The organism is Streptomyces mesophilus (genome assembly GCF_040300965.1).
Classification (GTDB): Bacteria; Actinomycetota; Actinomycetes; order Streptomycetales; family Streptomycetaceae; genus Streptomyces; species Streptomyces mesophilus_A.
In genome coordinates this window covers 1-11,687 of sequence record NZ_JBEPEW010000202.1, presented here as the reverse complement: position 1 = coordinate 11,687, position 11,687 = coordinate 1, and the positions used below count along the sequence as shown (strand labels likewise).

General features: G+C 71.1%; 15 protein-coding genes and 6 tRNA genes. 11 read left to right on the top strand and 10 right to left on the bottom strand.

Annotated features, from left to right (window positions below; all coding sequences use genetic code 11):
• Nucleotides 1-1,036, bottom strand: a 1,036-nt coding sequence (locus ABT367_RS38015) for a serine/threonine-protein kinase (protein WP_352258114.1), incomplete at its 3' end; no start/stop codon positions are given.
• Between the two features lie 203 nt (nt 1,037-1,239).
• Here ABT367_RS38015 and ABT367_RS38010 point away from each other — a divergent pair.
• From ABT367_RS38010 to ABT367_RS37995, 4 genes are all read left to right on the top strand, one after another.
• The gene (locus ABT367_RS38010; RefSeq protein WP_165330498.1) at nt 1,240-1,503 is read left to right on the top strand and encodes a hypothetical protein; all 264 of its coding nucleotides are present in this window, start codon (nt 1,240-1,242) and stop codon (nt 1,501-1,503) included.
• A gap of 188 nt (nt 1,504-1,691) precedes the next feature.
• Nucleotides 1,692-1,898 (top strand): hypothetical protein, encoded by a 207-nt coding sequence (locus ABT367_RS38005; RefSeq protein WP_165330499.1) that lies wholly within the window; start codon nt 1,692-1,694, stop codon nt 1,896-1,898.
• 178 nt (nt 1,899-2,076) lie between these two features.
• The gene (locus tag ABT367_RS38000) at nt 2,077-3,021 is read left to right on the top strand and encodes an aminoglycoside phosphotransferase family protein (RefSeq protein ID WP_352258112.1); all 945 of its coding nucleotides are present in this window, start codon (nt 2,077-2,079) and stop codon (nt 3,019-3,021) included.
• Between the two features lie 85 nt (nt 3,022-3,106).
• Nucleotides 3,107-3,394: a zf-TFIIB domain-containing protein gene (locus ABT367_RS37995; protein ID WP_352258110.1), complete on the top strand. Its 288-nt coding sequence runs from the start codon at nt 3,107-3,109 to the stop codon at nt 3,392-3,394.
• Nucleotides 3,395-3,456: 62 nt separating this feature from the next.
• Here the strand turns inward: ABT367_RS37995 and ABT367_RS37990 are convergent.
• The 5 genes from ABT367_RS37990 to ABT367_RS37970 form a co-directional block, all read right to left on the bottom strand.
• A tRNA-Val gene (locus ABT367_RS37990) sits at nt 3,457-3,531 on the bottom strand.
• Between the two features lie 32 nt (nt 3,532-3,563).
• Nucleotides 3,564-3,635 (bottom strand) — tRNA-Val (locus ABT367_RS37985).
• A gap of 48 nt (nt 3,636-3,683) precedes the next feature.
• Nucleotides 3,684-3,758: transfer RNA gene (locus tag ABT367_RS37980), tRNA-Val, on the bottom strand.
• A gap of 1 nt (nt 3,759) precedes the next feature.
• Nucleotides 3,760-3,833: transfer RNA gene (locus ABT367_RS37975), tRNA-Cys, on the bottom strand.
• 40 nt (nt 3,834-3,873) lie between these two features.
• A tRNA-Gly gene (locus ABT367_RS37970) sits at nt 3,874-3,946 on the bottom strand.
• A 153-nt stretch (nt 3,947-4,099) separates the two neighbouring features.
• Between ABT367_RS37970 and ABT367_RS37965 the strand changes: the two genes are divergently transcribed.
• The 3 genes from ABT367_RS37965 (at nt 4,100) to ABT367_RS37955 (ending at nt 6,835) form a co-directional block, all read left to right on the top strand.
• A complete protein-coding gene (locus tag ABT367_RS37965; RefSeq protein ID WP_352258108.1) occupies nt 4,100-5,137 on the top strand; it encodes a chorismate-binding protein in 1,038 nt (345 codons plus the stop codon).
• Nucleotides 5,134-5,949: an aminotransferase class IV gene (locus ABT367_RS37960; RefSeq protein ID WP_352258107.1), complete on the top strand. Its 816-nt coding sequence runs from the start codon at nt 5,134-5,136 to the stop codon at nt 5,947-5,949. Before ABT367_RS37965 ends, ABT367_RS37960 begins: the two co-directional genes overlap by 4 nt.
• Before the next feature lie 64 nt (nt 5,950-6,013).
• Nucleotides 6,014-6,835, top strand: coding sequence for a GNAT family N-acetyltransferase (locus ABT367_RS37955; RefSeq protein WP_352258105.1), 822 nt, complete (start codon nt 6,014-6,016; stop codon nt 6,833-6,835).
• 3 nt (nt 6,836-6,838) lie between these two features.
• Here the strand turns inward: ABT367_RS37955 and ABT367_RS37950 are convergent, their stop codons facing one another.
• Nucleotides 6,839-7,360, bottom strand: coding sequence for a DsbA family protein (locus ABT367_RS37950; protein WP_352258103.1), 522 nt, complete (start codon nt 7,358-7,360; stop codon nt 6,839-6,841).
• A gap of 179 nt (nt 7,361-7,539) precedes the next feature.
• Here ABT367_RS37950 and ABT367_RS37945 point away from each other — a divergent pair, with 179 nt between their 5' ends.
• Nucleotides 7,540-7,986: a hypothetical protein gene (locus ABT367_RS37945; protein ID WP_352258101.1), complete on the top strand. Its 447-nt coding sequence runs from the start codon at nt 7,540-7,542 to the stop codon at nt 7,984-7,986.
• 141 nt (nt 7,987-8,127) lie between these two features.
• Nucleotides 8,128-8,307: a hypothetical protein gene (locus ABT367_RS37940; protein ID WP_352258100.1), complete on the top strand. Its 180-nt coding sequence runs from the start codon at nt 8,128-8,130 to the stop codon at nt 8,305-8,307.
• Nucleotides 8,308-8,362: 55 nt separating this feature from the next.
• Here the strand turns inward: ABT367_RS37940 and ABT367_RS37935 are convergent, their stop codons facing one another.
• On the bottom strand, nt 8,363-8,929 hold the full coding sequence (locus ABT367_RS37935) for a CGNR zinc finger domain-containing protein (protein ID WP_352258098.1): 567 nt from the start codon (nt 8,927-8,929) through the stop codon (nt 8,363-8,365).
• A gap of 256 nt (nt 8,930-9,185) precedes the next feature.
• On the bottom strand, nt 9,186-9,599 hold the full coding sequence (locus ABT367_RS37930) for an SsgA family sporulation/cell division regulator (RefSeq protein ID WP_003959770.1): 414 nt from the start codon (nt 9,597-9,599) through the stop codon (nt 9,186-9,188).
• Nucleotides 9,600-9,790: 191 nt separating this feature from the next.
• Between ABT367_RS37930 and ABT367_RS37925 the strand changes: the two genes are divergently transcribed.
• Complete coding sequence (locus ABT367_RS37925; protein ID WP_352258096.1) at nt 9,791-10,264, top strand: TIGR02611 family protein; 474 nt, start codon at nt 9,791-9,793, stop codon at nt 10,262-10,264.
• A gap of 62 nt (nt 10,265-10,326) precedes the next feature.
• A tRNA-Val gene (locus ABT367_RS37920) sits at nt 10,327-10,398 on the top strand.
• Between the two features lie 108 nt (nt 10,399-10,506).
• Here the strand turns inward: ABT367_RS37920 and ABT367_RS37915 are convergent.
• On the bottom strand, nt 10,507-11,687 hold a 1,181-nt coding region (locus ABT367_RS37915; RefSeq protein WP_434975632.1), incomplete at its 5' end, for an SCO7613 C-terminal domain-containing membrane protein.

Here is an 11,687-nt window from a genome sequence, read left to right as displayed (position 1 = left end):
CCGGACGCGACGCACGCGGCGCCGGCGCACGCCGGGCCGCGGCGGGCCGGGCACCGCCGCCGGTGGACGGCGGGGGAGTGGGACCGGGGCGGCGCGGACGCTCGGGAGCGGGACGGCTCTGCGACACGGACTGCGTCCGCTCGTCGACGCGCGCCGTCGGCCGGTCCGCATCGCGCCGGGGCGCGGGGGGCCGGCTGTCCGTCGGCGACTGCGCCTCACGCGCGGCGATCTCCTTGAGCCGCATCGACAGCTGCAGCGTGCTCGGCCGCTCCTCGGGGTCCTTCGCGAGGCACGCCCGGATCAGCGGCGACAGGGCATCCGGCACCCCCTGCAGCTGCGCCTCCTCGTGCACCACGCGGTAGAGCATCACCTCGGAACTGCCGTGCCCGAAGGGCGAGTCGCCCATCGCCGCGTACGCGAGCGTCGCACCCAGCGAGAACACGTCCGTCGCCGCCGTCACCGCCTGCCCGCGAACCTGCTCGGGCGCGAGGAAGCCGGGCGAGCCCACGGCCGTGCCGACATGGGTCAGCGTGGACGCACCCGTCGCCCAGGCGATACCGAAGTCGATGATCCGGGGGCCCTTGGGGGAGAGCAGGATGTTGGACGGCTTGAGGTCGCGGTGCACCACACCCGCCTCGTGCACGGCGACCAGGCCCTCGGACAGTGCCGAACCCACCGCGGCCACCTCGGCCGCCGTGAGCGGCCCCTCGTCGGCCACCTTGTCGTGCAGGGAGGGCCCGGGCACGTACTGCGTCGCGAACCACGGCCGGTCCGCCTCGAGGTCGGCCGCCACCAGCCGGGCCGTACAGCCGCCGCGGATCCTGCGGGCCGCCGACACCTCACGGGCGAACCGCGAACGGAACTCCTGATCCTCCGCCAGATCCGGCCGGATCACCTTCAACGCGACCCGCTGCCCCCGCCGGTCGGAGCCGAGATAGACGACGCCCATCCCACCCGCGCCAAGCCTCCGGTGGAGCCTGAACGAGCCGACGACCCGCGGATCCTCGCGCCGGAGCCGCATCATCGCCATGTCCATCCCCGCTGCCTGGCCGCCCTCATGAATGACGAGCCACAGCTTACGTATTCGCGCTCATTCGCGCGCATAGGCCGCGCCTTCGGCGACAGATCGATTGTCAGTGCCGGGTGGGAGACTTGAAGAGTGGTCAGAAGACTTGCGGACCAGGGCCGTTCGGGGTGCCCGGTGCGTCAACGGGCCGTCACAGAAGGGGGATTGGGCGTATGAAGGGCGATCGAGTCGAGATAGTCGTGGACGCCGGTGACACGACGAGGACATACGAGGTGGTGGCCAGCCGGGCCGGCCGCCGAGTGGAAACAGCGGTGCGCCGGGGTGTGGTCGAAGTGAGCGAAGTCACGCGCAGCGGCTCCGTGGTGCGCACGGCCCGCTTCATGGCCACCCGCGTCCTCGCGCTGGTCGAGCAGCCGGTCCCGCGCGAGCACGCCTCCGAGGAACAGCGACCCCTCCGGGAAGACCCCAAGTCCTAGGACCCCGTCTCCACCCAGGGGAGTACGAAAGGGGCGCGGGGGTCCTCCTGCAGGAGGCCCGGTAATCGGTACGAGGGCATGACGACCGGGGCGGTCCGCGCCCCTAGATTTGAAGTCAAGCGGCGAGTGCAGCACTCGTCCCCCGAGGTCAGACACTCGCCGCTGCCAGACATGACAGGAGAGGGACCATGGCGGACACGGTAGCGCGGGCGATGATCCGCACGCAGGGACGTAAGGCGTACGCCGCGTTCAGCGGCAGCCGTTCCGGCCGGCGCCACCCGCTGGTGGCCACGGCCATGGTGCTTCCCCTGGCGGCCCTGCTCGTCGTCGTCTTCGGCGGCTGGGAAGCAGTGGTCACACAGGCGTCGTCCGTGGGCGTGATGCTGGGGCGCTGAGCGGCGCCCCAGGCCCGGAAGAGCGGTCCGGGCGGGGACACACGGCCATAACCCCGTGGGGACGGGGGTGCGGCGGACGGCACAAAGGGCCCGCGCAGCTGGGGAGCTGCGCGGGCTGTGTGCTGTCCGGGGTACGACGCGTAGCCTGCCCGCAGTACGTACGACCTATGGGGGAGCCGTGTCCGCAGAGCTGGTCCGGGCGCTGGGCACAGCGGCGCGTGTACGGGCGCATTCGGCGCCGCAGGACTGCGCCTGCAGCACACCCGTCCTCGCCGACCGGTCCGACGGCACCGTGGTGCGGCACGGCGAACTCGTCGTCAAAGCCCACGCCTCCGATACGGAAAGGGCGCGGCTCGACGCCCAACTCGCCGTCGCCGCACACCCGGCGCTCACGGGCATCCTGCTCGCACCGCTGCCGAGCCTGCGGACCGAATACGACGGCCGCCCCCTCACGTACTGGCCGCACGGCACCCCCGTCGACCCCGAGCATCCCGAACACGCGCCCTGGGAAGCGGCAGGCACCCTGCTCGCCCGGCTCCACCGCACCCCTGTCGACGTACTGCCGGGCCCTGTGCCCCCCATGCGCGGCCCGCTGAAAGCCGCCCGCGCCCTGTCCCGTATGCGAGCCGCCCTGTCTCCCACGCGGGAAGCAGCCCTCCACCCCGCAGCAGCCGTCATCGAACGCGCCTGGGCCACGCTCCCCGCCTGGGCCCGCGCCGAAGCGCCCCTGACGCATGCCGCTGCGCTCTGCCACGGCGACCTCCACCTCGGCCAGCTCGTGCGCCACGACGGCCGCTGGCTGCTCATCGACATCGACGACCTGGGCACGGGCGACCCCGCCTGGGACCTCGCCCGCCCCGCCGCCTGGTACGCGGCAGGTCTCCTCCTGCCCGACGAGTGGGCCCGTTTCCTCGGCGCCTACCGCGCGGCCGACGGCCCCGCCGTGCCCGCCGACGAGGACCCCTGGCCCGCCCTCGACGTGCCCGCCAAGGCCCTCACCGTCCAGACCGCCGCCCTCGCGGTCGCGAAGGCCGTACGCGAGAACAGAGCGCTCGACGAGGTGGAGGAGTCGGTGGTGCGGGCCTGTGACCGTATTGCCGCGCTACCCGCCGAGTTGACCTGAAGATCCCCGAAGTAGTCTGCGGGGGACCGAAGCCGGGCAAAGATTCCGGTGAAACCGTCACGACCGGCGAGGAGTTGAGCCCACGATGCAGTGCCCCAAGTGCCATGCACCGATGCACACGTACAACCGCAATGGCGTTCAGATCGAGCAGTGCAGCGGCTGCCGCGGGATATTCCTGGACTACGGCGAGCTGGAGTCGCTTACCCGCCTCGAGTCCCAATGGTCCCAGCAGGTTCCGCCGCCCGCGCCGGCCCCGCAGGCGTACCCGGCCCCGCCCGCCCCGGCCTGGGGAGCCCCGCACCACGGCGGTCAGCACGGCCACCACGGCCACCACCGGAACAAGAGCTTCGGCCGGATGCTGTTCTCCTCCTGAGCCCAGGGCCCCGAGCCCGTGCACGAAGAAGCCCCCGGCCGATCAGGCCGGGGGCTTCTTGATGGTGCGCGATACTGGGATTGAACCAGTGACCTCTTCCGTGTCAGGGAAGCGCTCTCCCGCTGAGCTAATCGCGCGGGATCACAACCCGCAGGTCGTGAGTGGTGCGTGCGCGATACTGGGATTGAACCAGTGACCTCTTCCGTGTCAGGGAAGCGCTCTCCCGCTGAGCTAATCGCGCGGGGATCCTTGCGGACCAAGATCTTCAGTTGTCTCTGTTCGGTACTGCTGGTGCGCGATACTGGGATTGAACCAGTGACCTCTTCCGTGTCAGGGAAGCGCTCTCCCGCTGAGCTAATCGCGCTTGGAGGTGGAGACGGGATTTGAACCCGTGTAGACGGCTTTGCAGGCCGTTGCCTCGCCTCTCGGCCACTCCACCAGGAGTGTGGGGGTTCGGGAATGATCCCCCTGCTCTTCCGAGCGAACGACGAGGTTCGAACTCGCGACCTCAACCTTGGCAAGGTTGCGCTCTACCAACTGAGCTACGTTCGCCTGCTCCCCGGGGGCTTTCGCGTCCCGGCGACGTGTTGAACTGTAGCGGATTCCAGGGCCAGTACAAAAACTCGTTTACGCAGCGTGCTGCCCTGACACCGGCTCGCGGCGGCCCCGGGGCGAGCCCGGAGAGCCGGTCATAGACTCGCAGCCGTGCACGACCCCGCTCCCATGGCACGCCTCGGCGGCCTCATCGCCACCGATCTGCGCGATGTCACCAGTGATCCCGCAGCCCTCGACTCCACCGGCTTCTGGGCCGTCTCGGCCGACTTCGAGGGCCGTCTCGTCTGCGCCCGCTTCGGCGACGTACGCGAGGCGCCTGCCGTGCGTACGGGGCGCTGGAGGGGGCCCGTGCCGGACGCCTGGACCTCTTCCCTGGACCGCGAGGCCTACACCGCGGGCGTACGGCGGATCCGCGAGCACATCGCGGCCGGCGAGGTCTACCAGGCCAACCTCTGCCGCGTCCTGAGCGCGCCCATCGGGCCCGACGCCGACGTGGACGCCCTCACGGCCGAGCTCGCGCACGGCAACCCCGCTCCGTACGCGGGGACGATCCGGCTTCCGGAACACGGCGTGGAGATCGCCACGGCCTCCCCCGAGCTCTTCCTGCGCCGCCACGGACGGATCGTGGAGTCCGGGCCGATCAAGGGCACGGGGCGCACCGAGGCGGACCTCCTGGAGAAGGACCATGCCGAGAACGTGATGATCGTCGATCTCGTACGCAACGACCTCGGCCGGGTCTGCGCCACCGGCTCCGTGACGGTCCCCGAACTGTGCGTGGTCGAGAAGCACCCGGGGCTCGTCCACCTGGTGTCGACCGTGCGCGGCGAGCTCGCCGAGGGCGCGGGCTGGCCCGAGTTGTTCGCCGCGACCTTCCCGCCCGGTTCGGTCACCGGGGCGCCCAAGTCGAGTGCGCTCAGGATCATCGAGGACCTGGAGACGGCGCCCCGGGGCCCGTACTGCGGCGGGATCGGCTGGGTGGACGCGGACCGGGGGACAGGCGAACTGGCCGTCGGTATCCGCACGTTCTGGATCGACCGAGCCGAGGGTGTGCTGCGCTTCGGCACGGGGGCGGGCATCACCTGGGGCTCCGACCCCGAGCGTGAGTGGCAGGAGACCGAGCTGAAGGCGTCGCGCCTGCTGGCCGTAGCATCGGGAACGTACGGCGAAAGCGGAGGGAACCACGCGTGAAGATCTGGCTCGACGGCGCACTGCAGGAACACGACGAGGCACGGGTCTCCGTCCTCGACCACGGACTGACCGTCGGCGACGGCGTCTTCGAGACCGTGAAGACGGTCGAAGGGCGCCCCTTCGCGCTCACCCGCCACCTCGACCGGCTCGCCCGCTCCGCCCGCGGCCTCGGTCTGCCCGAGCCCGACCTCGACGAGGTGCGCCGCGCGTGCGCCGCCGTGATCGAGGCCAATCCGGTGGCGCTGGGCCGCCTGCGCATCACGTACACCGGCGGTATCTCCCCGCTCGGCTCCGACCGCGGCGACGCCGGCCAGACCCTCGTGGCCGCCCTCGGCGAGACCTCCCGCAGGCCGGACAGCACCGCGGTGATCACGGTGCCGTGGACCCGTAACGAGCGCGGGGCGCTCACGGGTCTGAAGACCACCTCGTACGCGGAGAACGTCGTCGCGCTGGCCCGGGCCCACGAACAGGGCGCCAGCGAGGCGCTGTTCGCGAACACCGTGGACCGGCTCTGCGAGGGCACGGGCTCCAATGTCTTCGTCGTACTCGACGGCGAGATCCACACCCCGCCCGTCGCCTCCGGCTGTCTCGCCGGCATCACCCGGGCCCTCGCGGTCGAATGGACCGGTGCCAAGGAGACCGACCTGCCCTTCGACGTCCTTGCCGAGGCCGACGAGGTCTTCCTGACCTCGACCCTGCGCGACATCCAGGCCGTCCATCGCGTCGACGACCGTGAGCTGGCGCCGGGACCGGTCACGGCCAAGGCCATGCGCGTCTTCGACGAGCGCGCCGCCGACGACCTGGATCCGTGAGAACGTCGGCCGAAGACCGGCCGGGGGATGACGCAGCGCCCCGGCCCTGGGTAGAACTCGTGTGATGACCACGACCCTGCGGCCCACCGCGCCGCTCCACCGCAGCGCCGACGGCGCCCGCTCCCGCCCGTTCCAGGTCTGCGTGAACAGCCGGCCCGTCGGCGCCATCGAGCTGGCCACCCACCCTGCGTACGGCCCGACCGTGGGCCAGATCCGCTCGCTGCGCATCGACGAGCCGGACCGCCGGCGCGGCCGGGGCACGGTGGCCGCTCTCGCGGCCGAAGAGGTGCTGCGCAGCTGGCGCTGCACACGGGTGGAGGCGCAGATACCGGCGGACGCGGCCGCGGCCCTGCGCCTGGCCGGCGCCCTCGGCTACGTCGAGCGCAACCGCGGGATGGCGAAGGACCTCACCGGCCCCGCGCCCGCGCTGCCGGAGGGGTACCGCGCACGTCCGATGGCCGAGGACGAGTACCCGGTCTGGCTCGCCGACACCAAGATCAAGTACGCCAGGACGTGGATGGACCGCGGCGTGCCCGAGGAACAGGCCTACGCCAAGTCCGAGAGCGACCACGCCCGCCTGCTGCCCGACGGCCTCGGTACGCCGGACATGTGGTTCACCTGCCTCCTGGACGGCGACGACGTGGCGGGCATCATCTGGGTCGCCGGCCAGGAGGAGGGGCGCTATGTGTACTGGGTGCAGGTCGAGGAGGCGTACCGCGGCCGGGGCCACGGCCGCACCCTGATGCTCCTGGCGGAACACGAGGCCCGCGAAGCAGGCGTCGGGCGCATCGCGCTGAACGTCTTCTCGGACAACACCACGGCCCGCCGGCTCTACGAATCCCTCGACTACCGGCCGGTCTCACACAGCGTGTACAAGCCGCTCTGAGCGTCAGACGCCCTCGGCCAGGAGCCGGTCCGCGATCGCCTCGATGCGCTGGCGCAGCCCCTCCTGGCTCTGGCCGCCGTCGAGGCGCTCGCCGTCGATGACATACGTGGGCGTGCCGGTCACGCCGATCGCCTTGCCCTCGGCCTGGTCCGCGTCCACGATCAGCGTGTGCCGGCCGTCGATCAGCGCCGTGTCCAACTCCTCGGCGTCCAGGCCCAGTTCGCGCGCCACGTCGAGCAGCAACCGCTCACCGGCCGAGTCGAACTCCGCGACCCGCGCGAGGACCGCCTCCACGAACGGCCAGCCCTGCCCCTGGTCGAGGGCCTCCTCGGCGGCCTGGGCGGCGGCGTACGCGTGCTTGTGCTTGTCCAGCGGGAAGTGGCGCAGACGCAGCTCGAGCCGGTCGCCGTACCGCTCGCGCAGGGCGTGCAGGTCTTCGAGGGCGGTGCCGCAGTCGGAGCACTGGAGCTCGCACCAGACGTCGAGCACGGGACGGGCGGGGCTTGCGGGGGCGGAGTCGTTCATGGGGTCAGTGTCCCAGGGGCGGACGCGCCGACCCAACCCGGACCTGCGGAGGAGAAGAACCCCGAGTTCTCCCTGAGGTCGCTCCGGATCGTGGCCCCCGAGCCCGGGGACGGTGCACGATGGAGGGAACCGCCGTGCGGATATTCCGCCGAGGACCGCACCCATCGCTGGAGGGCCGGATGCTTGCCGAGACCATCTGTTCCGCCGTGTCCGCGGCAGGCCTGGGCATCGCCGCGATCACCGCGTACCGCAAGCGGTTTCTGGCCGCGACCAGGATCGCCGCCTACTCGCTCGTTCCGGTGGGGCTGGTGATGACGGGCGTGGTCGAGTGGGTTTCCGACCTCGTCTTCAAGCCGTCCACCTGGGTAGGCGTCGGCATTCTGGGTCTGTCCTGGGTCCTGTTCATGACCAGCCGCGCCGTCGAACGGCGTACGGGAGTGGGCGGGCGCAAGGAGCGCAAGGCCGCGAAGGCGAGCGGTCGCGAGGCGGCGGTCGAGCCCAAGGCCTCGGCCCCTTCGCTCGGTGCGGGACGCACCGGCGCCCAGCCGGCGACCCGCCCGAAGTCGAAGGAGCCGGCCGAGGACTTCAGCGACATCGAGGCGATCCTCAAGAAGCACGGCATCTGACAGCGGCGCACGTCCGGCCGCACACCCCGCGCCCGGCGGTCACGGGTGTCCGCACAGGTATACGCGAATCGGCGAACTCCCCACACGAAAGGGTGTGTTGAGGCCCACGGGGCCCATCGGGTGCGTCATCATCGCCCCGAGATGAACACCACCCAGGGCGAGGCCCCCGCGCCCCCCAAGAATCCGCCGGCAGCTCCCGCTCCCGCCTCCGAACAGCGCGGCTGCCTCTTCGCTCTCTCCCAGCCACCGCTGATGATCTTCCTGGGCGTGATCGGCTGCCTGCTCCTTGCCGCGGCCATGCACGACCTGTTCCTGCTCTGACGCGGGTGTCCAGGGGGCCGGCCTGTTCCTGCTCCGACGCGGACGCCCGGGAGGGTCAGCCCGCCGCTTCCTTGCGCCGGGCGCGGTAGGCGGCCACATGCAGCCGGTTCCCGCACGTACGGCTGTCGCAGTACCGCCGCGAGCGGTTACGGGACAGGTCCACGAACGCCCGCCGGCAGTCCGGCGCCTCACAGCGCCTGAGGCGCTCCTGCTCGCCCGCGACCACGAAGAACGCCAGGGCCATTCCGCAGTCCGCCGCGAGATGGTCCGCGACCGAGGCGCCGGGCGCGAAGTAGTGCACGTGCCAGTCGAAGCCGTCGTGGTCGGTCAGCTGCGGTGTGGTGCCGGCCGATGCCACCAGCTCGTTGATCAGGGCCGCCGCCCGCGCCCCGTCCTTCGCCGCGAACACCTCGCAGAACCGGTCGCGGATCCTGCGCACCGCCGAAAGATCCCGGTCGGTCAGCGCACCCACGCCGCTGATGTTGTGCTCCCGCACGAAGTCCTCGAGATCGGCGATCAGGGAAAGGCCGTCGACCCCGTCGGAGCCCTCTTCGTCGGGCGCCGTGTTCACGAGATCGACCACGGCGTCCAGCGCGCACCGGGTGTCGTGGGTGATCAGCACATTCGCTCCCTGCGATGAAGGCCGGACCGCTGCCCGCCGATTGCTGGCCGATGCTAGCGGCTGTCCCCGCAGCGGACCCTGCCCGCCTGCCCAGGCCCGCTCGAGACATGCGCGGATGCGGTGCTTGTGCCAGGAAACAACGGCGCCGCCGCCGCGGAGGTTCCCGCGGCGACGACGCCGTTCACTGCCTGTATGCGGTTGTCGATGCCCGGACCGTCTCCCCGAGTGGACGGCGCCGGGCTGCTCTCGGACTGGCTCAGCTCTCGGCCAGGATGTGCGAGAGCTCCGTATCCAGATCGAAGTGACGGTGTTCGGTGCCCGGGGGCACAGCGGCGTCGGTCCTCTTCAGGAACGACTCCAGGGCCCGCGCCGGGGCCTCGAGCAATGCCTCTCCTTCCGGGGAGCTCAGGGCGATGCAGACGACGCCCTGTCCGTGACTGCGGGACGGCCAGACACGGACATCACCGGTGCCGGTGGGCCGGTGCAGGCCCTCGGCGAGGAGATCGCGGGCGAAGACCCACTCGACGGTCTCCTCCGCTCCGGTGTGGAAGGTTGCGTGCACGGCGTAGGGATCGGCCGTGTCATACCGCAGTCCTGCGGGTACAGGCAGTGAGGACTCGCTCGACACAACGAGGCGCAGGTGCAGCTCGCAGCTGACCGTGGTGTTCATAAGCGCCAGGGCCTTTCGCTCAGTGTGCGCTCGGGGATTCGCACGTCGGCGAAATCGACATGCCACCTACGGTGCCGTTGTAAACCCCTCTGAGGGATTTGAGTCGGTTTTGGTAGCTCGTACAGCGGAGTCCCGGTTCGAGCGATAGAGCCATTCCGGTGAACGGTTTCTGTCCGGTAATGTTTGGCGGCATGAATACGGGGAGTAACGACCAGGGCGAAGCCGTCGGCGCAGCGACGCAGAAGGACGGCGAGAACGAGGTACACGAGGTACTGGGGACGACCGTGACCGAGGAGGGGCTCGGGTCCAAGGCCCCCGCGTTCATCCAGGCGCGCAGGGCGCTGCACCTCAGCTGGCAGGTCGGCGTCTTCATCGTCGGCCTCGCCGTCGTGATCGCCGGCATCATCATGCTGCCGCTTCCGGGGCCCGGCTGGGTCGTGATCTTCGGTGGCATGGCGATCTGGGCCACCGAGTTCGTCTGGGCCCAGCTGGTGATGCGCTGGACGAAGCGGAAGCTCACGGAGGCGGCGCAGCGCGCGCTCGACCCGAAGGTGCGGCGGCGCAACATCATCCTGACGAGCATCGGCCTGGTGATCATCGGCGTGCTGCTCGGCATCTACCTCTGGAAGTTCGGCTTCACCATGCCGTGGAAGATCGACGAGTGAACCGCTGACGGCCGGGGTGGTCCGGGGCGCCCCTGACGTGCGGTAAAGTTCTTCCTGCGCCCGGGCGATTAGCTCAGTGGGAGAGCGCTTCGTTCACACCGAAGAGGTCACTGGTTCGAACCCAGTATCGCCCACCCGGACAAGAAGTCCGCGAGATTCCGTATCTCGCGGACTTCTTGCTTTTCAGGGGTATTTGGCCTTTGCGGCGGCAGTTGCCGTTATTCGAGCAATTAGTTCCGCGGTCACTGCATACGGCCCACAAGTTCCCGCAGGCGGCGGGCATTTCGCAGGCGTTGTTCGTAGGTGGCTCCGAGGGTGAGGAGCAGCATTCCGGCCGCGGCCGGCGGCAGCCAGCGGGGGAGTGCGCCGACCACCTGCACGACGTACGGGGCGAGTTCGTGCAGGGCTACCAGGGCGAGCGTGAGGCCGCCGAGGGCGAGTGGGGCCTGAAGTCGGTGGCGCGCGCCGAGCAGTGTGACGAGCAGGGCCGCCGATCCGAGCAGCAGCGGTCGCAGCCAGTGCGGATCGCTCCAGGCCGCGGCGAGGCTGGGCAGCAGCGTCACCGCGAGGCCGGGACCGTATGCCGTCCAGGACGAGGCGCCCGTGTCCCTGCGGCGGCGCAGGAGTCCGATGACGAGGGCCGGGACGGTCACCGGGAGTGTGTACGCCTCGGGGGTGGTGATGTCCGAGGCGGCCAGGCGGACCCATGTGGCGAGTAGGAAGAGGGCGCCCGCGAGATACGCCGCGGAAGGGCGGCGGTCGGCCCGCAGGGCTGTGGCCGAGGCGATGACGCCGGACAGGGCGAGCGTCAGGGACAGGGCCGGTGCGTCCGTCGAGGCGAGCCCGAGGGCGAGTACGGCGGCGGCTGCACCGGCGAGTTCCATGGGCAGTGCGTACGGCTCGGTGCGCAGTCGGGCGCCGAGCAGTGCGGTTGCCGCGGGGATGGCCAGGAGCGCGAACGCGGCCTGGTGGGCGGGCAGTTCACCTGCGGACGTGATGGCCAGGGCCAGGCCCGTGGCGGTGGCGACGGCCGTGACGGCGAGCGTGGACTGTGCTGCGCCGTGCGGGTGCAGGGCCGTGGCGGCGATCGTGAGCGTCAGGAGGAGGCCGAGCGTGGTGAATGTGGCCGCTTCGGTCGCCAGGGCGAGCAGGGTCGCGGTCAGGGCGGAGGCGAAGAAGCAGGCCAGGGCCGTGATGGCGAGGGCGCGGCCGGGTCCGACAGCTGTCGACGGCCGCGGGGCCTCGTCGGCCGCCGGTCGGGGCACCGCCTCGGGCGACAGTGAACGCGCCGCGAGGAGCGCCGCGGTCAGGGCCAGTGCGGCCGGCGTGAGGTGGGCGGTGAGCTCCGCCGCGTGGGCGAGGCGGAGCGACAGGGGCAGCGTGGCGAGCGCGGCCCACAGGGCGGCCGCGGCTCCGACGGCGG

Excerpts from the sequence above, each read along its gene's own strand:
- ABT367_RS38010 (WP_165330498.1), top strand. The coding sequence starts at position 1,240 with ATGAAGGGCGATCGAGTCGAGATAGTCGTGGACGCCGGTGACACGACG.
- ABT367_RS38005 (WP_165330499.1), top strand. The coding sequence starts at position 1,692 with ATGGCGGACACGGTAGCGCGGGCGATGATCCGCACGCAGGGACGTAAG.
- ABT367_RS37995 (WP_352258110.1), top strand. The coding sequence starts at position 3,107 with ATGCAGTGCCCCAAGTGCCATGCACCGATGCACACGTACAACCGCAAT.
- ABT367_RS37955 (WP_352258105.1), top strand. The coding sequence starts at position 6,014 with ATGACCACGACCCTGCGGCCCACCGCGCCGCTCCACCGCAGCGCCGAC.
- ABT367_RS37950 (WP_352258103.1), bottom strand. The coding sequence starts at position 7,360 with ATGAACGACTCCGCCCCCGCAAGCCCCGCCCGTCCCGTGCTCGACGTC.
- ABT367_RS37945 (WP_352258101.1), top strand. The coding sequence starts at position 7,540 with ATGCTTGCCGAGACCATCTGTTCCGCCGTGTCCGCGGCAGGCCTGGGC.
- ABT367_RS37940 (WP_352258100.1), top strand. The coding sequence starts at position 8,128 with ATGAACACCACCCAGGGCGAGGCCCCCGCGCCCCCCAAGAATCCGCCG.
- ABT367_RS37930 (WP_003959770.1), bottom strand. The coding sequence starts at position 9,599 with ATGAACACCACGGTCAGCTGCGAGCTGCACCTGCGCCTCGTTGTGTCG.
- ABT367_RS37925 (WP_352258096.1), top strand. The coding sequence starts at position 9,791 with ATGAATACGGGGAGTAACGACCAGGGCGAAGCCGTCGGCGCAGCGACG.